22 protein-coding genes are annotated in these 21,221 nt (G+C 67.1%); 8 read left to right on the top strand and 14 right to left on the bottom strand.

The window, feature by feature from the left end; translation table 11 throughout:
* Positions 1 to 317 precede the first annotated feature (317 nt).
* From KDW55_RS08990 to KDW55_RS29745, 4 genes are all read right to left on the bottom strand, one after another.
* A complete protein-coding gene (locus KDW55_RS08990) occupies positions 318 to 1,184 on the bottom strand; it encodes an anti-sigma factor (protein WP_212161279.1) in 867 nt (288 codons plus the stop codon).
* On the bottom strand, positions 1,181 to 1,729 hold the full coding sequence (locus KDW55_RS08985) for an RNA polymerase sigma factor (RefSeq protein WP_212161280.1): 549 nt from the start codon (positions 1,727 to 1,729) through the stop codon (positions 1,181 to 1,183). Before KDW55_RS08985 ends, KDW55_RS08990 begins: the two co-directional genes overlap by 4 nt.
* Before the next feature lie 215 nt (positions 1,730 to 1,944).
* A complete protein-coding gene (locus tag KDW55_RS08980; RefSeq protein WP_038570705.1) occupies positions 1,945 to 2,361 on the bottom strand; it encodes an organic hydroperoxide resistance protein in 417 nt (138 codons plus the stop codon).
* A 103-nt stretch (positions 2,362 to 2,464) separates the two neighbouring features.
* On the bottom strand, positions 2,465 to 3,001 hold the full coding sequence (locus KDW55_RS29745) for a hypothetical protein (protein ID WP_226209027.1): 537 nt from the start codon (positions 2,999 to 3,001) through the stop codon (positions 2,465 to 2,467).
* On the opposite strand from KDW55_RS29745, the gene KDW55_RS08975 reads away from it, so the two are divergent.
* Positions 2,885 to 4,015, top strand: coding sequence for a condensation domain-containing protein (locus KDW55_RS08975; RefSeq protein ID WP_349252599.1), 1,131 nt, complete (start codon positions 2,885 to 2,887; stop codon positions 4,013 to 4,015). The two genes, KDW55_RS29745 and KDW55_RS08975, sit on opposite strands and share 117 nt — an antisense overlap.
* 49 nt (positions 4,016 to 4,064) lie before the next feature.
* On the opposite strand, the gene KDW55_RS08970 is transcribed toward KDW55_RS08975, so the two are convergent.
* The 4 genes from KDW55_RS08970 to KDW55_RS08955 all read right to left on the bottom strand — a co-directional run bounded on the left by KDW55_RS08970 (position 4,065) and on the right by KDW55_RS08955 (position 7,879).
* Positions 4,065 to 5,264, bottom strand: coding sequence for an MFS transporter (locus KDW55_RS08970; protein WP_249174049.1), 1,200 nt, complete (start codon positions 5,262 to 5,264; stop codon positions 4,065 to 4,067).
* 233 nt (positions 5,265 to 5,497) lie between these two features.
* Entirely contained in the window at positions 5,498 to 6,574 is a 1,077-nt protein-coding gene (locus tag KDW55_RS08965) for a HAMP domain-containing sensor histidine kinase (RefSeq protein WP_038570710.1), read from the bottom strand.
* 137 nt (positions 6,575 to 6,711) lie between these two features.
* Positions 6,712 to 7,095 (bottom strand): response regulator, encoded by a 384-nt coding sequence (locus KDW55_RS08960; RefSeq protein ID WP_038570712.1) that lies wholly within the window; start codon positions 7,093 to 7,095, stop codon positions 6,712 to 6,714.
* A 130-nt stretch (positions 7,096 to 7,225) separates the two neighbouring features.
* Positions 7,226 to 7,879 (bottom strand): response regulator, encoded by a 654-nt coding sequence (locus KDW55_RS08955; RefSeq protein WP_156432166.1) that lies wholly within the window; start codon positions 7,877 to 7,879, stop codon positions 7,226 to 7,228.
* Positions 7,880 to 7,893: 14 nt separating this feature from the next.
* On the opposite strand from KDW55_RS08955, the gene KDW55_RS29380 reads away from it, so the two are divergent.
* The 3 genes from KDW55_RS29380 to KDW55_RS08940 all read left to right on the top strand — a co-directional run bounded on the left by KDW55_RS29380 (position 7,894) and on the right by KDW55_RS08940 (position 9,993).
* A complete protein-coding gene (locus KDW55_RS29380) occupies positions 7,894 to 8,706 on the top strand; it encodes a DUF4148 domain-containing protein (RefSeq protein ID WP_249174050.1) in 813 nt (270 codons plus the stop codon).
* A gap of 108 nt (positions 8,707 to 8,814) precedes the next feature.
* Complete coding sequence (locus KDW55_RS08945; protein ID WP_069242184.1) at positions 8,815 to 9,363, top strand: RNA polymerase sigma factor; 549 nt, start codon at positions 8,815 to 8,817, stop codon at positions 9,361 to 9,363.
* 180 nt (positions 9,364 to 9,543) lie between these two features.
* Positions 9,544 to 9,993: a universal stress protein gene (locus tag KDW55_RS08940; protein ID WP_226208994.1), complete on the top strand. Its 450-nt coding sequence runs from the start codon at positions 9,544 to 9,546 to the stop codon at positions 9,991 to 9,993.
* Between the two features lie 26 nt (positions 9,994 to 10,019).
* Here the strand turns inward: KDW55_RS08940 and KDW55_RS08935 are convergent, their stop codons facing one another.
* The 3 genes from KDW55_RS08935 to KDW55_RS08925 all read right to left on the bottom strand — a co-directional run bounded on the left by KDW55_RS08935 (position 10,020) and on the right by KDW55_RS08925 (position 12,596).
* The gene (locus KDW55_RS08935) at positions 10,020 to 10,478 is read right to left on the bottom strand and encodes a DUF3331 domain-containing protein (RefSeq protein ID WP_212161281.1); all 459 of its coding nucleotides are present in this window, start codon (positions 10,476 to 10,478) and stop codon (positions 10,020 to 10,022) included.
* Between the two features lie 86 nt (positions 10,479 to 10,564).
* Entirely contained in the window at positions 10,565 to 10,954 is a 390-nt protein-coding gene (locus tag KDW55_RS08930) for a BON domain-containing protein (RefSeq protein WP_069242186.1), read from the bottom strand.
* A gap of 259 nt (positions 10,955 to 11,213) precedes the next feature.
* Positions 11,214 to 12,596, bottom strand: coding sequence for an ATP-binding protein (locus tag KDW55_RS08925; RefSeq protein ID WP_212161283.1), 1,383 nt, complete (start codon positions 12,594 to 12,596; stop codon positions 11,214 to 11,216).
* A gap of 332 nt (positions 12,597 to 12,928) precedes the next feature.
* On the opposite strand from KDW55_RS08925, the gene KDW55_RS08920 reads away from it, so the two are divergent.
* Genes KDW55_RS08920 through KDW55_RS08905 form a run of 4 tightly spaced genes read left to right on the top strand, consistent with a single transcriptional unit; the run spans position 12,929 to position 18,626 of the window.
* Positions 12,929 to 13,666 carry a TetR/AcrR family transcriptional regulator gene (locus KDW55_RS08920; RefSeq protein WP_080294419.1) on the top strand — a complete coding sequence of 246 codons (738 nt, stop codon included), beginning with the start codon at positions 12,929 to 12,931 and terminating at the stop codon, positions 13,664 to 13,666.
* Positions 13,663 to 14,517: an FAD binding domain-containing protein gene (locus KDW55_RS08915; RefSeq protein ID WP_038570724.1), complete on the top strand. Its 855-nt coding sequence runs from the start codon at positions 13,663 to 13,665 to the stop codon at positions 14,515 to 14,517. The genes KDW55_RS08920 and KDW55_RS08915 overlap by 4 nt, the downstream gene beginning before the upstream one ends.
* A complete protein-coding gene (locus KDW55_RS08910; RefSeq protein ID WP_212161284.1) occupies positions 14,498 to 17,320 on the top strand; it encodes a molybdopterin cofactor-binding domain-containing protein in 2,823 nt (940 codons plus the stop codon). Before KDW55_RS08915 ends, KDW55_RS08910 begins: the two co-directional genes overlap by 20 nt.
* Positions 17,321 to 17,348: 28 nt before the next feature.
* Positions 17,349 to 18,626 (top strand): MFS transporter, encoded by a 1,278-nt coding sequence (locus KDW55_RS08905; RefSeq protein ID WP_052110904.1) that lies wholly within the window; start codon positions 17,349 to 17,351, stop codon positions 18,624 to 18,626.
* Between the two features lie 314 nt (positions 18,627 to 18,940).
* Here the strand turns inward: KDW55_RS08905 and KDW55_RS08900 are convergent, their stop codons facing one another.
* The 3 genes from KDW55_RS08900 to KDW55_RS08890 form a co-directional block, all read right to left on the bottom strand.
* Positions 18,941 to 19,795, bottom strand: a complete 855-nt coding sequence (locus KDW55_RS08900) for a 3-hydroxybutyryl-CoA dehydrogenase (RefSeq protein ID WP_059546007.1) — start codon at positions 19,793 to 19,795, stop codon at positions 18,941 to 18,943.
* Between the two features lie 38 nt (positions 19,796 to 19,833).
* Positions 19,834 to 21,027 carry a beta-ketothiolase BktB gene (bktB, locus tag KDW55_RS08895; RefSeq protein WP_212161286.1) on the bottom strand — a complete coding sequence of 398 codons (1,194 nt, stop codon included), beginning with the start codon at positions 21,025 to 21,027 and terminating at the stop codon, positions 19,834 to 19,836.
* Positions 21,028 to 21,075: 48 nt separating this feature from the next.
* Positions 21,076 to 21,221 (bottom strand): 4Fe-4S dicluster domain-containing protein (locus KDW55_RS08890; RefSeq protein ID WP_146123768.1); only part of this gene is annotated, 146 nt, incomplete at its 5' end.

Raw genomic sequence — 21,221 nt, 5'->3', positions numbered from 1 at the left:
CCTGGTTCCCCCAAACGGTATGTAGTTTCAGTTCATCTGTCGCGCGGGCTGCCGTCGGTTCGGGCATCGCGCGTCGCGCGGACGGCCATCCGGCACGCCGCCCATCGGAGATTAGAAGTCGACGATGTATCCGGTGTTTGTCCGGTTTGTATCGCTTTGTACCCGGTTCCGCCGACGGCCGGTTGCCGGACAAGCCGCTCGCCGCGCGATGCGTTGCATCGCATTCGACCGGTATGGCCGCGCAGCCCACACGCGCACGATCGCGTGCAGCACGATACTTTTATGTGGAATCCTTTCTGCGCGGTCGCCGCCGCTCGTCACGATCGCTGGCTGTCGGCGATCCGGTCGCCGAGCGCGCCGAGGTCCGCATCGCCGCGTGCGGCGATCAGCGCATAGGCGACGCCCGAGCGGCGCCATGTAGCGACGTCCATGTTGCCGACCTGCTGGCGATCGAGCACGGTATCGGGCCGTTCGTCTTTCATCACGCACAGCGCGACGGGCGAGCCTTTGTCGGGCAGATAGACGATCTGCACCAGCGGTTTGCGATTGAAGTTCAGACGCTGAATGCGCTTGAACGCCAGCCCGGCCGGGCGCAGGTCGGGAATCCGTATCCCTAGTCCGTCGTCCCGGCGAATCGTGTCGAGCATATGCGCGGCGGCGGCGACGTTCGCCGAGTCGAACGCAACGGTGTCGCGCGTATAGAGCCGCTGATAATTGACGGCCGCCATGATCCACGGCGACATCTGCGTCTGCGCACTCATCGACGCGGGCCGCGGCGCGAACCGCAATATGGCGGCGCTGCAGAATGCCCCGGCGACGAACGCGGCCGCGAGCCACGGCGCGATCGCGCGCATACGCGGACGAAGCGGCGCGGAATGCCGCCCCCGCACACCGGGCTGCGCTGCGTGCGACGCGCGCCGAGACGCGTCGCCGGAGGCGCTGAGCGCCGCCGGCGACGCATGCGCATGCGCGATGTCCGCGACCTTCCGGATCAGGCTCTGCGGCACCGGCGGCCACGGATGACGCTGAAACGCGCGCCGATAGGGCAGCACCGACGCTTCGAACAGCGCCACCCGCGTCGCGATGTCGGCCGACGTTCCGATCGCCCGGTCGACTTCCTCGCGCTGGTGCGACGTGAGCTCTCCGTCCACGTATGCCATAAGCACGATGTCGTCCATATTCATGCCCCCTGATCCTCACTGGTCGCCGCGCTTTTCGCGGATCGTTCGTGCCGGTCGCTGAACAGCGCGCCGATCGCCTGGCGAGCGCGTGAAAGCCGGCTCATGATCGTACCGATGGGCACGTCCAGCACGTCCGCTGCTTCGCTGTAACTGAGGCCTTCCACGCCGACCAGCAACATCACCACGCGCTGCGCTTCGGGAAGCTGCTGAACGGCCCTGACGATCTGAGCATCCAGCGCCTGCTGCTCCAGTGTCGGTGCGGCAGGATCGGAGATGGTTTCGAGAAGGTCGTCGTCCCAGTCCATGCCCGAGCGCCGGCGTACGCTGCGTGCGCGGAGTTCGTTGAGCCAGGTGGACTGGACGATCGAGAACATCCAGCTGAGCGGCGCCGAGCCGGGCCGCAACTGATGCGCGCGTTCGAGTGCGCGCACGCACGCGCATTGCACGAGATCCTCGGCGTCGTGCCGATCGCCCGAGATGCGCAGTGCGAACGCCCACAGGCGCGGAAGCATCTCGGGCAGCATGGCGGACAGTTCGGCTGCGGTCATCTGCGTCGATCTCCGTAACATGCAACCGGCCCGACGCTGACAAACGGCCGTATCTGACGTGTATCCATGGGTTTAGGCGAAATTGAACGGGCAACACCCCTACAGCCCACGTAAACAGCTGGACGGCACCGATATTCCATCAGCCGTCGAGGCTCACCCGATCGGCCGGATCGCAGCACGCCGGCGCAACGCCGGCGGTGTTGGGGCGATGCGCGTCAGATCACCGAGACGACCACGTCGATGTTGCCGCGCGTCGCCTTCGAATACGGGCACGTCTGGTGTGCGGCATCGACGAGCGCGCGCGCGAGCGCCGCGTCGACGCCCGGCACGCTGACGTTCAGCCGGGCCTGCAGGAAGTACGCGCCGTCGGCCGTGGCCAGGTCGATTTCCGCGTCGACATGCGTGTCGCGCGGCAGCGCAACCTCCAGCCGTTGCGCGGCCAGCCCCATCGCACCGATGAAGCATGCGGACCAGCCCGCTGCCAGCAGTTGCTCGGGATTCGTGCCGGGCGCGGCCGAGCCTGGCCCGGACAGCTTCACGTCGAGGCGGCCATCGGCACTGCGGGCCGCGCCGTCGCGCCCGCCGGTGGTGCGAGTCTTGCCGGTGTACAGAACTTTGGTTTGCTGGCTCATGATCGGTATCGTCGTGGTGGGTGGTGAATGAACGAAGCACGTATTCCGTCTTCCGGATGCATTAGAGCGCGGCCACGTATCGGTCATGTGTCCCGACGCCGGGCTATTGCAACGTCGCGTATCCATTCCGGGCGCGTACACATTGAGAAACAAATTCGCTGCTCCAGGCTGCGAGCCATTCGCGAAGCGAAGCGTGTTGGCGGATACAGGTCGCGCCGAGGCCAGGCAACGCATCGTCGCCTGGAAAACGTGCGACGCATGGCCGACGTACCGATATGCAGAGGCTTCCGAACAAGTCGTCCGGCTCGCCCACCGATTCACGCTCATTGGAATAGCACGCCGCCATCGGGTGTTCTGTCGATGCGGACAACCCTTCGGGAGTGAAACGGTGCAGAACGGGCAGCAGGAAATCGACGATCGTATGGCGCACGCGCCGGCGCACATGCGCGCGCTTGGCAGCACGGAACATCTGTTCTGGTTGCTGGACCAGAATCGGCCGACGCATTTCGCGATGGTCGCGGAGATCGATCGGCGATTCGCGCCGGGCGCATGGCGCGCTGCGTTTCAGGCGCTCCAGCGCCGACACCCGCTGCTGTCGAGCTGTATCGCCATCGACGCGCAGCAGAATTCGGCGTTCCATTCCGTACCGGGGGCCACGGTGCCGTTGCGCGTGATCGAGCACGACGCAACGTCATGGCAAGCCGAAACGGCCCGCGAAATCGCGACGCGCTTCGACTGGGCGACAGCGCCGCTGCTGCGCGCGACGTTGTTGCAGCGCGAATCGACGTCGGCGCTGATTCTCGTCGCGCATCACTCCGTGCTCGACGGCATGGGCGCCGCGTATCTGATAGAAGAACTGCTGCGCACGCTGACGGGCGAGTACGCGGCGCCGCTGCCGCTGGTGCAGTCGCTCGAGACGCTGCTCGAGGCCGACCTGAATGACGCGGCCGTGCTGCCCGCGCCGCGTGCCGCTCCGCAGCCGAAGCCGTTCCGTGCGGACACACCGGAGCTGCCGCACGTCGACGCGGTCGCGCTTTCGACCGAAGCCACGCGCCGCATCGCCGCGCGCGCGCGGCAAGAGCGCACGACCGTGCACGGCGCACTTGCCGCGGCCGTTCATGAAGCGGGACGGCGCCTGTCGAGCGAATGGGCCGCGCGCGCATTGAGAACCGTCACGCCGATCGACGTACGCGATCTAGCCGGCGACGCGGGCGTCGCGAATGGCGTGTACATCACCCAGACCGTCACGATCGACGTTCACCCGCGCGGCACCGACTTGTGGACTGCCGCCCGCAAGATCAAGGAGGATCTCGCGCCCGCTCGAACGCGCGCCCGCATCGCAGCGGAGCTGAAGGCGCTGGATACCGCGATGGCGGCGCGGCCGAGCGTCGAACACGCGGCCGGTTTCCTGTCGGGCGTGCTCGCCTTCGACGTCCTGCTGTCGAATCTGGGCAATCAACCGATCGCGGCGGCGTACAACGGCGTGACGCTCGACGCGCTGTGGGGGCCGTTCGTGACGTCGGGTTTCGCTGACGATCAGGTCATCGGCGCGTGCACGATCGATGGCGTCCTGCGTGTCGCGCATACGAGCCATTGCGCCATTCCGGGGCTGCTCGACGAAGTCCGCACGATTCTCGAGAGAGCGGCCGGCTGAACGAGAGCATGGCGCGCCCGCACGCGGCGGGACGCCGGTTTCGTTCGTCTCAGAACGCCGCGAGCGACACCCGCTTGCGGTGCTCGACGACGGACAGCAGGAACGCCGCCAGCCCGCAGGCGGCGATGAGCGTCAGCAGCATCGTCCTGCCCATCGTGACCAGCACCAGGCTGCCGAGCGCCGGAAATCCGAACACGCCGACGAAGTACGATGCGACGAACCATGTGAGCACCGCGCGCCGATGCCGTGCATCGGCGCTGTTGACCGCTTGCGCCTGAACGATCGGATAGATGAGGCCGTAGCCCGTGCCGAGCAGCACGGCGCTGGCCGAATGCAGGAGTGCGTGATGCGGCACGGCGAACGTCACCGCGACGCTGAGGATCATGAAGCCGAGCAGGATCTGCGTGGTTGCATCGACGCGCATCCGGATCACCAGCGCGCTGAGCAGCCAGCGTATGACGACCACCGTGGCCGAATAGAGCCCGAAGAACGTTCCGGCCTTCACGCCGGTTTCCGGCGCCATCGACATCTGGAACGTCATCAACCCCGAGAAGACGCTCGAGCCGAGCGCGATGATCGCGATCGGATAGATTGCGTGCGTGCGGGCAATCGCGCCCATGTCCCGAACCCAGCGTTCGCGCACCGGCGGCGCAGCGGGCAATGATGCCGGCGACGCCGGCGACAGGCGCCCGAAGCATTCGAGCATGACGGCGGCCATCGCGCACAATCCGCCGACGGCGCAGAACACCGTCCCCGTCGTCCAGTGCAGGTTGCGTATCGCGAGCGCCGCGACGGCCGGGCCGCCGCCGACGCCTGCCATCTGAAACGATCCGAACCGCAGGAACCAGCGCTCGCGTTCGGTATCGGTGGTGCGCTCCGCGAGCATCATCGGTGCGGCGAGGTAGAACGCGCCCCAGCCGACGCCGACCAGCAACCCGGGCACGGCGCTCAGCGAACCGGTGCGATCGATCAGCGCGAAGCCGACAACGCCCGCGCCGACGACCAGCGCGGCCAGCGCCGTCGTACGTGCGGTGCCGATCGAACGGGCGAGCCATGCGACCAGCGGCAGGCCGATCAACGCGCCGACCATGGCCTCGACCAGCGCGACGCCGGTATCGAAGTCGCCGCCACCCGTCGAACGAAAATGCATCGACAGCAAAAACGTCGCGCCGTATCCGCATGCCGTCAACAGCGCGCCGAGCAGCACGAACGACGCAACGCGCGGCGACATCGTGTGAGGATCGGCCATCGTGCCTCCCGTTGTTTCGAAACCTTGCCTTCGTTGCGCGGTCATCTCTGGCAGCCGCGCCCGGCCTTCCGATTAAACACCTGCGATGTATCCCGCATATGTCGGCGGCGTATCGCAATGTACCGGACGAAACGCCGGCATCCGGCTCGGGCGACCCGCCATGCACGCGGCCGGATCGCGCTCGCCCGATGCCGAACGGGCTTCGAACGACGGACGGTTTCCGGGCGCTGCGTTCATGCGGGAGCGAGCGGCAGCGTCACCCTCGCCTCGAGGCCGCCGGTGCTGCGATTGTTCAGTTGCAGGTCCCCCTGCATCGCCCGCGTCAGCCGGCGCGCGATCGCCAGCCCCAGTCCTGAACCCGGGGCGCGGGCCGAGGTCTGCGGCGCGCGGTACCAGGGTTTGAACACCGCCTCCAGCTCCGCCGGCACGATACCCGGCCCCGAATCCAGCACGGTCAGCATCACGTGCCGTCCGTCGACCCGCACACACAGGCGCACCTCGCCCCCGTAGCGCAGCGCATTATCGATCAGATTGACGAGCACGCGGCGCAGCGCGTGCGGGAACGTCACGAGCGGACGCCCGACCCGTCCGTCGAGATCGACGGTCAGGCCCGCGTCGCGATAGCTGCCGACCAGCACACCGAGCATCTCGTCCGCGTCGACGCGGCGCGGCGGCTCGGGCACGCTGCATTGGAGCCGCGCGCACGCGAGGCTCGCGTCGACGAGTTCTGCCATCTCGGCCAGATCGCGCTCGATTGCATCGCGCAACACGCCGTCATCGAGCATCCCGCTGCGCAGCATCAGCCGAGTCAGCGGCGTGCGCAGGTCGTGCGCATAGGCGGCCAGCACGTGCAGCAATTCCGTCATGCGCTCCGCGTGCTGGCGGTGCGCGCCGTTGATCGCGCGTGCGAGGGTCGCGATCGACGGCGCGCCGCGTTCGGCCCACGTATCGGGGAGCGCTTCGATACCTTGCTTGTCGATCGCATCCGCGAGGTCGCGCACGGTCGCGTCCAGCCTCAGCATCCGCAACCACGCCCACAGCGCGGTCGCGACCAGCATGAACGCGAGTGTCGCGACGGCGGCGATCAGCAGGCCATTACCTGCCGCCGGGCGCAATGCGTTCGCGAACGTCGTGCGCGCGTCGTACATGCCGGCCGCGACCCATGCAACGCCGCCGACGATCATCAGGCACACCGCCAACGCGACGCGTTCGCGCGAATGCGGGAACACCGCGCGGGCGATGCCGCGCAGGCCGCGCGTGGCCCGAGATTCAAACAAAGTCGCTGACGATAAGGTGGGAAGGTGCGCCATCTTCGTTCTCCTGTCGCCGTCGCAGCGGACGGCACAAGACAGATGAAAACACGCGCGAGGGGGCCTGCACCATCAAACGAGCGGCCATTCACCCCCTACGAAGGTTTAGGTCGCCGGGCCAGGCTGCCGCCGATCGGTCAGCGCTGTCGCAGCGCGCGGGCGAGCCACCCTTCGAGTTCTCGCGCATCGATCGGTTTTTCGAGGAGGCACAACGCGGCGCTCGCGCGCACGCGCTCGCGTTGGCGGCCGGTGGCGAACGCCGTCGCGAATATGGTCGGAATGCGCACGCCGGCGGCTTCGATCCGCGCCAGCAAGTCGATCCCGTCCATCCCGGGCAGCTGGATGTCGCAGATCAGACAGCGCGTGCGTGCGACCATGTCGGACACGAGGAATGCCTGCGCCGACGCAAACTCGCGCGCATCGCCGCCGAGCGCACGCACGAAGCTTCTCACGGCGGCGCGCACGAACGGATCGTCGTCGACAATCGCTACGAGATCGGTGACTGAGAGTGAAAGAGGCATTCGTACTTATGGCCAGGGGAACGAGCGCGCTCGTCCCAAATGCAGCAACACAAGTTGCCAGCATACCGCCTAGCCGCCCGACCGCCACCATATCTACGTATGGGTCGGCTTTCTCCCGATGGCGCCGTCGCTAGCGCGACGGCAGTTCAATGCCGAGCGCGGTCATCTTGCGCACGAGTTCAGCGACCGAGCGACACTTCATCTTGCGCATCGCCTGACCGCGATGGATCTTGGCCGTGATCTCGGCGATGCCCATGTTGCCCGCGACCTGCTTGTTCATCAGGCCTGTCGCGACGTGTTGCAGCACTTCCCGCTCCCGCGGCGTCAGCGATTCCCAGCATTCGCGCAAATCGAGCAGCGACTGGCTGGCCTCCAGCCGCTGCGCGTCGCGGTCGAGCGCCGCGACCACCGCGTCGATCATTTCCTGATCGTGAAACGGCTTCGTCAGGAAGTCCATCGCGCCGGCCTTCATCGCCTTCACCGTCATCGCGATGTCGCCGTGCCCGGTCATGAAGATGATCGGCATCTGCGGACCGCCATTCTCGACCAGCGACTTCTGAAACGCGATCCCGCTCTGCCCGCGCAATCGAACGTCGAGCACGAGGCAAGACGGGCCCGTTGCCTTCGGCGCCGCGAGAAACGCCTCGGTCGACGCGAATGCGTACACCTCCAGATCGATCGAGCGCAACAGGCTGACGAGCGCGGCACGCACGAATTCGTCGTCGTCGACGACATAGACGACACGGGCACTCCGATCGCCGGATGAAGTCGCGATGTTGGGCATGGTGATCTCGGGCATTGAACTATTCGCTGGTGAATTTGCTGGGATGGCCGCGCGGCGGCGCGATGGCATCGCGACGCATGCACTGCTGCAGCCGCATCGAAGCGGGATGCCCCGTTCGCACCCGTTCGGGCGGGCACGTCGCGGCCGTGCATGCGGACGACGACCCAACGATCACCCACTTTGCCGGCACCAATGAAAACACGCGAACCCCCGAATTATTCCAGTCGCGATTCACCGATGCAACCGCGCATGCGAACGGCTGCGCGGTTCACCGAATTCGCGACATCGTCGAGCGCATGACCGCACGTCGTGCATCGGCGTGCGCGCGGGAACACACCCGCGAACCGCTCGCACCGCGCGTCCCGCGTCGTGCGGACATGCGTCGCCCCACACATTGGTATCCGAATGTATCGGGCTTCGGCGCGGATACACGGCATTGCAAAACGCCGCGCCCGGGACACACGGGAGATACCTTCCCGGCGCTCAATACACACACGGCGGCACCTGATGCAAACACGACGCCACGGGCCCGTCAGGCTCGCGCGCCATCGGGTGACGCGAACACGTTCCGATCCATCCCACTTCAGGAGCCTCGCATGAGCATGTCAAAAATCACCTTCGCGTTTGCCGCACTCGCACTGACCGCATCGGCATACGCGGCATCGCCGGCGGAAACGGTCGCCGGAAATTACGACGTGCAGGCAGCAAGCCATTGGTCGCCGCTCGCGCCGATGGCAAAGACGCGCGCGGAAGTCCGTCAGGAGCTCGCTGCGGCGCGACAGAACGGCGAGCTGGACGCGCTGCGGAAACTCTATTCCGGGCATTGAACGGCCCTCTTCGTGTCGGCCCCGGCTCGCGCGCACACCGCAGGCGCCCGTGCCAGCGCGCGGGCCGTGACCGCATTTCGCCCGATGTATCCGCACGCCCGTCAGCCAATGAAGCAAACCGAATTCTCAGCGATGCTTCCCGACATGCTGCCGCGCCTCCGTTCGTTCGCGCTGCGTCTGACCGCGAATCGACACGACGCGGACGAACTGGTGCAGCGTGCATGCATTCGCGCGCTCGAGCGGGTTCATCAACTGCGAACCGACACGGCGCCGGTCAGTTGGGTCTTCTCGATCGTCCATTCGATCTGGCTCAACGAGTTGCGGCGACGCAATCGTCGCGACCGCCTGCTGCTCGAATACAGCGACGCGCTGCTGGAAACGGTCGCTGATCCGCGCGCCGCATCCGAAACCGCAGTCGCCGTCCGCCAGATCGTCGATGCCGTCGAGCGGTTGCCGGAGCCGCAGCGCGTCACGCTACTGCTCGTCAGCATCGACGGCCTCAGCTACCGCGAGGCCGCGCACTCGCTCGACATTCCGGTCGGCACCGTCATGAGCCGGATATCGCGCGCACGCAATGCGATCCGCATTGCGCTCGGCGGCGCCGACGCAACACGAACGCCGCGCGGCAATTTCGCGGGCTCCGCGAGCGACGGCTGACGCCCGCTGCCCGCTGTCGCGTGCCGTTCGATTCACGTTGATCCGCATCGCGCACCGCGCCGCGCCGCGCGAAAAATGCACGAACGGCGACGGAATAAACGACGTGCATCGCGTGTTCAGTGTAGGCAATCGCATCCGCCGCGGTGAATGCGGCCGGGCGCCTACTATTCGACACGAAACATGTCAGCACTTTCCAGAATGCTACTCGTCTATGACGGAACCGACGAGGCACAGGCCGCGCTCGTGCGATGCGCGGCACTGTCGCGCGCACTGTCCGCCGCGGTCGACATCGTGACCGTGGTCGATCCCGTCACCGCGAACGCGCAGTCGGCGGGACTGCTCACCGATCTCGCGCACCATCGCCTCGAGGAATTCGCGCGCGACGCGCTTGACCGCGCGATTGGCAAACTGGCGAACGACGGCATCGTCGCGCGCGGCTTCCTGCGGTTCGGACGCGCGGTCGACGCCGTCGCCGCGCATGCGTTGACCACACGTCCGGACATGATCGTCGTAGGGCACCGCGCCAGCAGCGGGTTCGCGCGCTGGTGGCGCGAACGACCGGTCCATTTCGATCTGGCCGAGCGCCTTCGCGGTGCGGCGCTGATCGTCGTGACGGTACCACCGGCCTAAAGCCGCCGCCGCACGCGCCACCCGCATCACGCGTGCGGCTCGAGCGTGTCCGGCGCCGCGACGCCGGTGCGCGGCTGAATGGTCGACGCGAGAATCATGCGTTCCCGGTTCGCGGTGAGGCACACGTCGCTGGAGCGCGGACGGAACACGCGATCGCCGCGCGCGATCGCGCTTCCCGTCAACGCGCAGACCGCGGGCGCGCGTGCGCGGCTGCTGCACCAGATCTGCTCGGTATACCGTCCCGAACGCGGGTCGCTCCATGAAACGCTGATCATGGACGACGACAGGCACTCGATCACCTCGATCGCGTAAAGCCGTTCGTCCCGCGTGAGCGTGTCGCCGTCGTCGCATCGGCGCAGGCCGAGGCGGCGCGCCTTGTAGCGCGTGCGCTGCGCTTGCCGGCAAACATCGCGTTGTTCCAGCGAAGGGTCGAGGACATTGATCAACGTGCGAATCATGATGTCCGCTTCAGGCAGTGTCGCCATCGCCGTTTCTCCCATCCAGTCGTGTCGGTCGTGTGAAAGCGGACGCCCGTCCGCGCGCTGGCACGGCGCGTGCGGGCGTCCGTCGCTCAGGCGCCGCCTTCCGCGCGCAGCGTGATCTTGCTGTTGACCGACGTGACGCCGCGCACTTTCCGCGCCGCGTCGACCGCCAGATGATCCTGGTCTTCGCTGTCGACCTGGCCGGTCAGCGTCACGCGTCCGGTCGACGCGTTGCCGAACACGACGATCGGCGTCCCTTCAAGGCCCTTCGTCCGGGACAGCGCCTTCTGAACGGAGCGCGAGAACGTGCGATTGGCGGCGCGCACCGCCTTCTTCGACGAGCCGGCTGCGGGCGTCGAAGTCTGCGCTGCATCCGCCGCGGCTGTATCGGGGCGTTCGTCTGCGAACGCGCGCACATTCACGCCGGCGAGCAGGGCGACGGCCAGGCCGCCGGTTACGACGATGTGTCGGAGTTTCATGATGGGTTCCTTGGATGTCTGGTGTCGTATCGACAAGCACGTGTATTCCGGCCGGCTCGCCGACGTGTCGGCCGAGCCGCCGTCTACGCGAATCGTGACCGGTGCAGCCAGCATACGGTGACGTGTGGACGCGCTCCATAGCATCTGCAGCTAGCCGAGTGACGCGTCGGCATAAGGCGCCGCATACGTTTGTATAGGCACCGACGCGATCTCCGCATGCGCCCTTTCGGGCGACGTACGGCGATCGCGCCGCGTCCGCTCATATCGAAACAACCGGCAGCGTGACCGTGGCCCGCGTTCCACCGTCGCCGCGAGGCGCGAGGTCGAGCTGCCCGTGGTGTGCTTCGACAATGGACTTGCAGATGGAAAGCCCCATCCCCATTCCGTGCGGTTTGGTCGTAAACAACGGCTCGAACAGACGCGCCGCCAGCTGCGGATCGAAGCCGTCGCCGTTGTCGTCGATCCGGATGCGCAGCAGGCTCGTGTCGGACTCACATGTCAGGACGATGACACGCGCGTCTTCACGGGTGCCCATCATCGATTCCGCGCCGTTCATCAGCAGACTGATGATGGCCTGCTGCAGCTGCACGCGTTCGCCGCGCACCGGTATCGCGGACGCACATCCGTCGACGCGCAATTTCACCTTCATCGCGTCCAGCGTGCTTTCCAGTATCTCCCCGGCCTCGCGCAGCGCATCCGCGAGGTCGAACACCGCGAACTCGGGCGCCGCGCGCCGCGCCCGCGCACGCAGCGCACCGATGATGGTCCGCGCGCGCACCGTGCACGCACAGATGTGCGCCAGCATTTCCCGGGCGGCTTCGAGATTCGGTGCGGTGCGATCGAGCCATTTCAGCCCGGCACGCGCGGACGTGTCGATCGCGGTGATGGGCTGGGCGACCTCGTGCACGATCGACGCGGCTAGCTCTCCATACGCCGTCAGCCGACTGTTGCGATCCATTTCCGATCGGGTTTCGCGCATCGCGGCTTCGACGCTGCACAGGCGCGCGCGCTGCGCGCGCAGCTCGTCGCGCAGCCGCAAATTCTCGAGCACGCAGCCTGCATGAAGCGCAACGACCTCGACCAGCGCGGCCTTCGCCGGCGTGAACAGGCCCGGCACATCGCGATGCTCGAGATACAGCGCACCGGTCAATTCGCCATTGCACCGTATCGGCATGCAGATCACGGCGCGCGGCTTGCGGCGGCGCACATAGTCGTCGGTTCGCCAATGGTCGGCGGCGCACGCATCGCGCAGCACCATGCCGTTGCGCAGGTGCACGGCGGCGGCAATGATCGGCACGGGCAGCCGGTCGACCGGCCGCCGTTCGGGGTGGGCCGCGTTCGCGGCCGTCGCCTCGGCGACCGCCTCCCAGCCGCCGTCGCGCAGGACGGCGATCACGCCCCACGTTGCCGCCGCGCCGCGCAGCGCGGATTCGAGCAGTGTCGCGACGCGCGTCGCGGGCGGCGCATCGTGCGCCATCGCGCGCGAGACGTCGCGCAACACGTGCATGTCGGACGACGGCAGCGATTGAGACGTGACTGCGTCAAAGGCCGGCGCTGCTTCGGCGCCGCCCGGGTCGGCAAGCGGTTTCCATGGCGTCCGCGCAGCGAGCGTGCTGCAGGCATCGTCGAGTTCGTTGTTCATTCGTCTATCTCCTGCTTGCCGGCATCGGCCTCTGCCAACCTGAAATTAACATTTCATGTAGTGAGTACTCCACAAACGAATGGTAGCAGCAGTTTCTCAAAATAAAAATGTGAAGATTTCGATTGCTCGCACTTCATGCCCAAGAAGGTGTCCCTGATGATGACTGCAATATCTTGAATTTATTGAATATTTATGATTTGTTGCGAAGCCGACAAGAGTTCCGTAGAATCCGGAATTCATGTAGCGTTCCCTGTATGAAAGTTCGAGGAATGCCGCTGTTTCAGGTTTCTTTCAGGCGGCAAGATGAGGTTGCCGGCCGTCACAGGAGCGGTATGACTCAAGCAGCAAAACCCAAGGCGGTGCGCGGAACCGGTGTCCGGGAGGCAGCGGCCCAGGAAACCCGCGACAAGATCCTGCGCGCGGCCACCAAGGTCTTCGCGCGCTACGGCTACGAAGGCGGCAGCGTGGAGCGCATCTCCAGGCTGGCGAAGTCGTATGACCGGATGATTTATTACTACTACGGGAGCAAGGAGGGCCTGTTCGTCGCGGTGCTCGAAGGCATCTATCGGCGCATGGACGAGGCGGAGCTGAAGATGGCGCCCGATCCGTCGGATCCCGTGGAAGCGCTCAAGACCGTGGTCCGCTTCAAGCTGGACTACTATTGGCGCAATCCGGATTTCATCACGCTGCTCAACACCGAGAATCTGCACCAGGGCAAGCATTTGTCCCGGCTCGAACGCCGCGGCGAATATTCGTCGCATGCGGTGCGGACCGTGGCCAGGATTCTCGACAGCGGCGTAGAACAGGGACTGTTCCGCACGGACCTGAACCCGCGCGACGTTTTCCTGCTGATCATTTCGGCCGCGTATTTTTATACGTCGAACCGCCACACGTTGTCCGCGTTCCTCGGCGAGGATCTGACCGCGCCGGAGGCCGTGCGCCGCTGGGAAGCGTTCGTCATCGACAGCGTGCTGCGGGTCGTGCGCAAGGATGCGGCGGCCGACGCTCGCGCGTGTGCCGGCGCCGATGCCGCCCTTCACGATCATGACGATGCAGACGGCTTGAGATGAACTACATTCGCGCCACTACGGTCGACGAAGTGCTCGATACGCTCGCCGCGCAGGCGCGGCCGCGCATCGTGTGCGGCGCCACCGACGCATTTGCCGATATCGGGCTCGTGCCGGCGCGCTCGGCGTGGCTGGACATCAGCGGCGTCGACGCGCTGCGCCGCATCGAACGGCATGACGGCGTCGTCCGTATCGGCGCGGCCGTCACGTGGGACGCCATCGCCCGCACGGCATGGCTGCCCGTCGCGCTCACCGACGCCGCCGCTTCGATCGGCCCCCGGCAAATCCGCGTCCAGGGCACGATCGGCGGAAACGTGTGCCATGCGTCGGCCGTCGCGGACGGCATCCCCGCGCTGCTCGCGCTCGATGCGAGCGTCGAGCTGGCCAGTGTGCGCGGCGTGCGACGCCGGCCGTTGGCCGAATTCGTGCTCGGCAACCACCGGACTGCGCTGGCCGCCGACGAATTGCTGGTCGCGCTGCAGTTCGCGCTCCCGCGCGCGGGCGCGCGCACGTCGTTCATCAAGTGCACGAATCGCGACGGCGCGGCGATCGCCGTGGTGTCGGCCGCCGCACGGTTGCGCGTGCGCGCCGGGCACACGATAGAGGAAGCCGCCGTCGCCGTCGGCGGCGCCTCCGACGTTGCGCGCCGGATGCCGGTGCTGGAAAATGCGCTGGCCGGCCGGCGTCGCGACGAATTGGCCGACGTGATCGCCACGTCGCCGCTGGCGGAGCTGTCGCCGGCCGACGACTGCCGCGCGACCGCGCTGCACCGCCTCCATCTCGCGCGGCTGGCGATCGCACGCGCTTTCACATGCTGCATCGAGGAGAACGCCCGTGGCGCATTCCCCGCCTGAACCGCTCGCCGATGTTCGCGAAATCAACTCGGCCGACCGCGCCGCACATGCGCCGGAACCGGACTGGTTCGACCTCAACGGCACGCGGCGACGCCTGCCGGCAGACCGTTCGCAGCGCCTCATCGACCATCTGCGTGCGGATCTGCGCCAGTTCGGCACCAAGGAAGGCTGCCGCCAGGGCGACTGCGGCAGCTGCACGGTAATCGTCGACGGCGACGCACGTTATGCGTGCCTGATCCCGGTCGGACAAATCGCCGGGCGCCGTATCGTCACCGTCGAGGGCCTTGCCGCCGGCACCCGCTGCGGCAGCAGCCTGCAGCAGGCGTTTCTCGCCCATCAGGCCGTGCAATGCGGCTTCTGCACGCCCGGCATGCTCACCGCGGCAGCGGCGGCTATCGATGCCGGCGACGTGCGCGACCGCGCCGGTGCACAGGCTGCGATCGACGGCGTGCTGTGCCGCTGCACCGGCTATCAGAAAATCGTCGACGCGGTCACTGAAGTCGGATGCGGCGCGGCCGCGCGGTGCCGCACGCATGCGCCGGCCGAAGGGCCGTCCGTCGGCGTGCCGCTCACGCGTCTCGACGGCCCCGAAAAAGTGGATGGCAGCCAGCGCTTCGGCGCCGACGACTATCCGGCCGACAGCCTGTTCGTGCGCGCGGTGCGGTGCCCGCATCACCGCGCACGTTTCACCTTCGGCGACCTCGCCGCATTCGTCGACGCGCATCCGGGCGTGCACCGCGTGCTCACCCGCGCCGATGTGCCGGGCCTGAATCTGCACGGCGTCGCCACGCCGTATGCGGACCAGCCGGTCCTGCCGGATACCGAAACACGCCACCATCTCGAGGCGGTCGCGCTGGTCGTCGGCGAGCGCGCCGCGATCGCGGCGCTGGACCTCGATCGTTTTCCGGTGCGGTGGGAACCGCTGACGCCGGTGCTTGCGGTCGCCGATGCCGTGCTGGACGACAGTCCGCGGCTGCACGCCGATCGCCCCGGCAACGTGCTGATCGAGGGCGTGGTGTGCCGCGGCGACGCGGAGCGCGCGATACGGGACGCCCGGCACGTCGTCAGCGCAACCTTCGAATCCAGTTTCGTCGAGCATGCGTACCTCGAGCCGGAGGCCGGCTGGGCGCGACGCGTCGGCAACGTGATCGAAATCCATTCGTCGACGCAAGCGCCGCATCCGCATCGCGCCGATCTCGCGCGCATTCTCGGCGTCCCGCCGGAGCAGGTGCGCGTCGTCGCAACCGCGGTTGGCGGCGGCTTCGGCGGCAAGCTCGACATGACGGTCCAGCCGCTGCTCGCGATCGCGGCGTGGCATCTCGACCGGCCCGTCGCGATGGTGTTATCGCGCGAGGAGTCGATGGCCACGTCGACCAAGCGTCATCCCGGCCGCATGACGTCCAGCATGGCCGCCGATGCCGACGGCCGGTTGCGCGCTGTGACGTTCGACGGCGACTACAACACCGGCGCGTACGCGTCGTGGGGCACGGCCGTCGCGAACCGCGTGCCCGTGCATGCGGGCGGCCCTTACGTGATCCCGCACTACACGGCGCACACGCGCGCAATTCATACGCATGTGACGCCGGCCGGCGCTTTCCGCGGCTTCGGCGTGCCGCAGACGACGATGTCGCAGGAACAGTTGATCGACGAATTGGCGTTCGCAGCGGGCATCGATCCGCTCGAGTTCCGCGCGCTGAACGCGCTGCGCCCCGGCGATACGCTGCCGACGGGACAAGTGCTCGACGACAGCGTCGGCCTCGTCGCCTGCCTCGATGCGCTGCGTCCCGCGTGGCGCGACGCACGGGCGCGGATCGCGACGCTCGACGCGGCGGCGTCCGGCCACATTCGTCATGGCGTGGGCATCGCGGCCTTTTTCTACGGCTGCGGCAACACGGCTCTGCCGAACCCGTCGACCGTGCGCTTCGGCATCCGCCGCGACGGCACGATCGTGCTGCACCAGGGCGCGGTGGATGCCGGGCAAGGCGCGAACACTGTCATTCCGCAAATCGCGGCCGACGCACTGGGCGTACCGGTCGACCGGTTGCAGTTCGTCGGTCCGGATACCGCACTGTCGCCGGATTGCGGCCGCACGTCGGCGTCGCGGCACACCTTCATCACCGGACGCGCGGCGTTCCTTGCCGGCACGGCGCTGCGCCACCGGCTGCTCGCGTTCGCCGGCGCGGCGCCCGCCGCGCGGATTTCATCGGATGCGCGCGGCATAATCGTCGACGGCCGCCCGCTGGATCTGCGGACGCTGCCCGTCGACGCGCACGGCTACGTCATCGCGGCCGAGGAACGCTTCGACCCGCCGACCACGTCGCTCGACGCGTCGGGGCAAGGCACGCCTTATGCAACCTACGCGTTCGGCGCGCAAATGGCGGAGGTCGCGGTGGATTGCGAAAGCGGCCGCGTGCGGGTACTCAAGGTCGTGGCCGCGCACGACGTCGGCAGGATGGTCAATCCGACGCTGCTCGAAGGACAAATCGAAGGCGCGGTCGCGCAAGGCATCGGCATGGCGCTGATGGAGAAGTATCACCCCGGCCGGCACAACAATCTGCACGACTACGTGATTCCGACCGTGCACGACATGCCGGACGTGCAGTCGATCTTCATCGAAGCGCCGACGGCGATCGGGCCGTACGGCGCGAAGGGCATCGGCGAGCCCGCGCTCGTTCCGACGGCCGCGGCCATCCTGAACGCGATCCATCACGCGACCGGCGTACGCATCCGCGAGGCGCCGGCCACGCCGGATGTCGTGCGGCGCGCACTCGCGGGCGGCAAACGGTCTTCCGCGCTTCGATAGCGCCATTCCTACTTCGCGAACAACAACAATGACGACAACGAGAGATGCCGACGAAGCCGCACTGCGAATCGTGCCGCGCGCGTCGTGGTACGCCGAACTCGATTCCGCCGGAAAGCGCGCGTTCAAGGCCGCGTTCGCCGGCTGGGCAACCGATGCGTTCGACTTCATGGTGTTCAGCTTCGTGCTGGCGTCCCTGATCGACCTGTGGGGCCTCGATCGCGGCAAGGCCGGCCTGTTGAGTACCGTGACGCTGATTTTTTCGTCCGTGGGCGGCTGGATCGCCGGCATCCTCGCGGACCGATACGGTCGGGTCAAGGTGTTGCAGGGGACGATCCTGTGGTTCTCCGTCTGCACGCTCGCCATCGGTTTCGCGCAGAACTTCGAGCAGATCTTCGTGCTGCGCGCGCTGCAAGGGCTCGGCTTCGGCGGCGAATGGGCCGTCGGCGCCGTGCTGATCGGCGAGATCGTCGCACCCGCACATCGCGGCAAGGCGGTCGGCCTCGTGCAGAGCGGCTGGGCGATCGGCTGGGGCGGCGCGGCGATTCTCTACAGCATTGCGTTTTCCGTCCTTCCCGAGTCGCTGGCCTGGCGCAGCCTGTTCTGGGTCGGTATCGTGCCTGCCCTGCTCGTGCTGTACGTACGCAAGCACGTGCCCGAGCCGGCGGTATTCGTCCAGGCGGACGCCGCGCGGAAACAACACGGGAGCCGCCCGTCGGTGTGGGCGATCTTCTCGCGCGCGCACGCGCGGCGCACGGTGCTGGCCGCGCTGCTCTGCACCGGCATCCAGGGCGGCTTCTATGCGATGTCGACGTGGCTGCCGGCGTTTCTCAAGATCGAGCGACACCTGTCCGTGCTCGACACCGGCGCGTATCTGTTCGTGATCATCGTCGGGTCGTTCTGCGGCTATGTCGTCGGCGCGTACCTCTCCGACTGGTGGGGGCGCCGCCGCAACTTCATGCTGTTCTCCGCGCTGTCTCTCGTGTCGGTATGCGTGTACCTGGCCGTCCCGCTGTCGAATGCGCAGATGCTGTGGCTCGGATTTCCGCTCGGCTTTTCCTCATGCGGCATCTTCAGCGGAGTGGGCGCGTATCTGACGGAACTGTATCCGTCGAACTTCCGCGCGAATGCGCAAAGCTTCACCTACAACTTCGGACGCGGCATCGGCGCGCTGTTCCCGAGCCTCGTCGGGATGCTGAGCCATTCGCTCGGCCTCGCGTTGGCCATCGCGCTCTTTTCGGGTGCAGCCTATGGGGTGGTGCTGCTCGCCGTGCTGCTGCTGCCGGAAACGAAGGCCCGGTCGCTTTGAATGGCGAAGCGGGTGGCGCAATCCCGATGCGTGGAGTCGCACTCACCCGTGACGGCGTTACGCGCGGTGTGCGGCCGCGTCGTCGGACCGCTCGACGCATCTGCGCAACGACGCACGGTTGCCGAGCGGACGACGATCGGCAATGTGGCGGCGTTGAGCCACGCGATGACGTCGCCGCCGAAGGTGGCGTGACGGATTGTCGCGATGCAGAAGCGGCGGTTATTGCGGGGCTGCCCGCACTCGATGCGAAGCCGCGCCCTTCAATGCACACGGCCGCCCGAAGGCGGCCGTAAGAACAAGCACCGATGCGCGGCTTACTTGCTGTAGTCGTACACGCCGCGCCCAGTCTTCCGCCCCAGCCTGCCGGCCGCCACCATCTCGCGCAGCAGCGGGCACGCGCGATATTTCGGATCGCCGAAGTCCTTCAGGAACACGTCCATCACCGCGAGGCACACGTCGAGCCCGACGAGGTCGGCCAGCGCGAGCGGCCCGATCGGATGGTTCGCGCCGAGCTTCATCCCCGCGTCGATCTCCTCGGCCGACGCGATGCCTTCGGCCAGCACGAAGAACGCTTCGTTGATCATCGGCACGAGGATCCGGTTCACGACGAAGCCCGGCGCATTGCGCACGCCGATCGGCGACTTGTCGAAACGCTCGGTCAACGCACGCACCGCGGACGCGGTCGCGTCGCTCGTCTGCAGCCCGCGGATGATCTCGACGAGCGGCATCAGCGGCACCGGGTTGAAGAAGTGCATGCCGACGAAGCGCGACGGATCGGCCAGCAGCGCAGCGAGCGCAGTGATCGAGATCGACGACGTGTTGGTCGCGATGATCGCGTCAGGGCGCGCGACCGACTCGATCTGCTTCAGGATGCGGCTTTTCAGCTCGACGTTTTCGGTCGCGGCTTCGATCACGATATCGACCGTGGCGAGCGTTGCGTAATCGGTCGACGTCGCGATGCGCGCAAGCGCGGCATCGCGTGCGTCGGCCGCGAGCTTGTCCTTCGACACGAGCCGCTCGAGGCTGCCCTTCAGTGCGGCGACGCCCTTGTCGAGCGCCGCGTCGCTGACGTCGATCATCACGACGTTCAGTCCTGCAACGGCGGCGGTTTGCGCAATGCCGTTGCCCATGGTTCCGGCGCCCACGACGCCGACGGTTTCGATGGCCATGACGATTCCTGTGTATGCGGATACTGAGCGGTCGATTATCAGATGTTCTCGAAGATCGCCGCAATGCCCTGGCCGCCGCCGATACACATCGTCACGAGCGCGTAACGCCCGCCGATGCGCTTCAGCTCGTACAGCGCCTTGACCGTAATCAGTGCGCCCGTCGCGCCGATCGGGTGACCGAGCGAAATGCCGGAGCCGTTCGGATTGACCTTGGCCGGATCGAGGCTGAGTTCCTGCGTGACCGCGCATGCCTGCGCCGCGAACGCCTCGTTCGCCTCGATCACGTCGAGATCCGCGACCTTCAGGCCGGCGCGCTCGAGCGCCTTCTGCGTGGCCGGCACCGGGCCGATGCCCATGTAGGCCGGATCGACGCCCGCATGCGCATACGCGACGAGACGCGCGAGCGGCTTCACGCCCTGCGCGCGCGCGGCATCCGCGCTCATCATCAGCACTGCAGCAGCTGCGTCGTTGATCCCCGACGCGTTGCCGGCCGTTACCGTGCCGTCTTCCTTCACGAACACCGGCTTCAGCTTCGAGAAGTCGTCGGGGCCCGCATCGTGACGCACGTGCTCGTCGGTGTCGAACGCGACCTCGCCCTTCTTCGTACGGATCGAGATCGGCAGGATCTGATCCTTGAAGCGGCCTTCGGCGATCGCGCGCGCCGCGCGACGATGCGATTCGAGCGCGAGCGCGTCCTGCGCGTCACGCGAAATGCCGTATTTCTTCGCGACGTTCTCGGCGGTCACGCCCATGTGGATCGTCTGAAACGGATCGTGCAGCGCGCCGAGCATCATGTCGACGAGCTTCGCGTCGCCCATGCGCTGGCCGAAACGCGCGGACGGCACGCTGTACGGCGCGCGGCTCATGCTCTCCGATCCGCCGCCGATCGCGACGTCGGCATCGCCGAGCATGATCGTCTGCGCGGCCGACACGATTGCCTGCAGGCCCGAGCCGCACAGGCGGTTCACGGTCAGCGCCGGCGTGTGCTGCGCGACGCCGCCGTTGATCGCCGCGACACGCGCTAGATACATGTCCTTCGGCTCGGTGTTCACGACGTGGCCGAACACGACATGACCGACCGCATCGCCCGGCACGTTCGCGCGCGACAACACTTCGCTGACGACCTTCGCCCCGAGATCGGTCGGCGAGAAATCCTTCAGGCTTCCGCCGAAATCGCCGATCGCGGTGCGGACACCGCTCACCACCACGACTTCCTTCGCTGCATTGCTCATCGTCTCACTCCGGTTCGTTCGCGCCCGCGGGCGCAGGATGCGTTTGCGTTACATGTTCGGGTAATTGGGCCCGCCGCCGCCTTCGGGCGTGACCCACACGATGTTCTGCGTCGGGTCCTTGATATCGCAGGTCTTGCAGTGCACGCAGTTCTGCGCGTTGATCACCAGCCGGTCGCTGCCGTCGTCGTTCTTCA

The organism is Burkholderia sp. AU19243, assembly GCF_018148075.1.
GTDB classification, from domain to species: Bacteria; Pseudomonadota; Gammaproteobacteria; order Burkholderiales; family Burkholderiaceae; genus Burkholderia; species Burkholderia latens_A.
Note: the sequence above shows the minus strand (reverse complement) of the source record. Positions and strands in the feature narration are given on the sequence as shown.

Excerpts from the sequence above, each read along its gene's own strand:
- KDW55_RS08990 (WP_212161279.1), bottom strand. The coding sequence starts at position 1,184 with ATGAATATGGACGACATCGTGCTTATGGCATACGTGGACGGAGAGCTC.
- KDW55_RS08985 (WP_212161280.1), bottom strand. The coding sequence starts at position 1,729 with ATGACCGCAGCCGAACTGTCCGCCATGCTGCCCGAGATGCTTCCGCGC.
- KDW55_RS08980 (WP_038570705.1), bottom strand. The coding sequence starts at position 2,361 with ATGAGCCAGCAAACCAAAGTTCTGTACACCGGCAAGACTCGCACCACC.
- KDW55_RS29745 (WP_226209027.1), bottom strand. The coding sequence starts at position 3,001 with ATGGAACGCCGAATTCTGCTGCGCGTCGATGGCGATACAGCTCGACAG.
- KDW55_RS08970 (WP_249174049.1), bottom strand. The coding sequence starts at position 5,264 with ATGGCCGATCCTCACACGATGTCGCCGCGCGTTGCGTCGTTCGTGCTG.
- KDW55_RS08965 (WP_038570710.1), bottom strand. The coding sequence starts at position 6,574 with ATGGCGCACCTTCCCACCTTATCGTCAGCGACTTTGTTTGAATCTCGG.
- KDW55_RS08960 (WP_038570712.1), bottom strand. The coding sequence starts at position 7,095 with ATGCCTCTTTCACTCTCAGTCACCGATCTCGTAGCGATTGTCGACGAC.
- KDW55_RS08955 (WP_156432166.1), bottom strand. The coding sequence starts at position 7,879 with ATGCCCAACATCGCGACTTCATCCGGCGATCGGAGTGCCCGTGTCGTC.
- KDW55_RS08945 (WP_069242184.1), top strand. The coding sequence starts at position 8,815 with ATGAAGCAAACCGAATTCTCAGCGATGCTTCCCGACATGCTGCCGCGC.
- KDW55_RS08940 (WP_226208994.1), top strand. The coding sequence starts at position 9,544 with ATGTCAGCACTTTCCAGAATGCTACTCGTCTATGACGGAACCGACGAG.
- KDW55_RS08935 (WP_212161281.1), bottom strand. The coding sequence starts at position 10,478 with ATGGCGACACTGCCTGAAGCGGACATCATGATTCGCACGTTGATCAAT.
- KDW55_RS08930 (WP_069242186.1), bottom strand. The coding sequence starts at position 10,954 with ATGAAACTCCGACACATCGTCGTAACCGGCGGCCTGGCCGTCGCCCTG.
- KDW55_RS08925 (WP_212161283.1), bottom strand. The coding sequence starts at position 12,596 with ATGAACAACGAACTCGACGATGCCTGCAGCACGCTCGCTGCGCGGACG.
- KDW55_RS08920 (WP_080294419.1), top strand. The coding sequence starts at position 12,929 with ATGACTCAAGCAGCAAAACCCAAGGCGGTGCGCGGAACCGGTGTCCGG.
- KDW55_RS08915 (WP_038570724.1), top strand. The coding sequence starts at position 13,663 with ATGAACTACATTCGCGCCACTACGGTCGACGAAGTGCTCGATACGCTC.
- KDW55_RS08905 (WP_052110904.1), top strand. The coding sequence starts at position 17,349 with ATGACGACAACGAGAGATGCCGACGAAGCCGCACTGCGAATCGTGCCG.
- KDW55_RS08900 (WP_059546007.1), bottom strand. The coding sequence starts at position 19,795 with ATGGCCATCGAAACCGTCGGCGTCGTGGGCGCCGGAACCATGGGCAAC.
- bktB (WP_212161286.1), bottom strand. The coding sequence starts at position 21,027 with ATGAGCAATGCAGCGAAGGAAGTCGTGGTGGTGAGCGGTGTCCGCACC.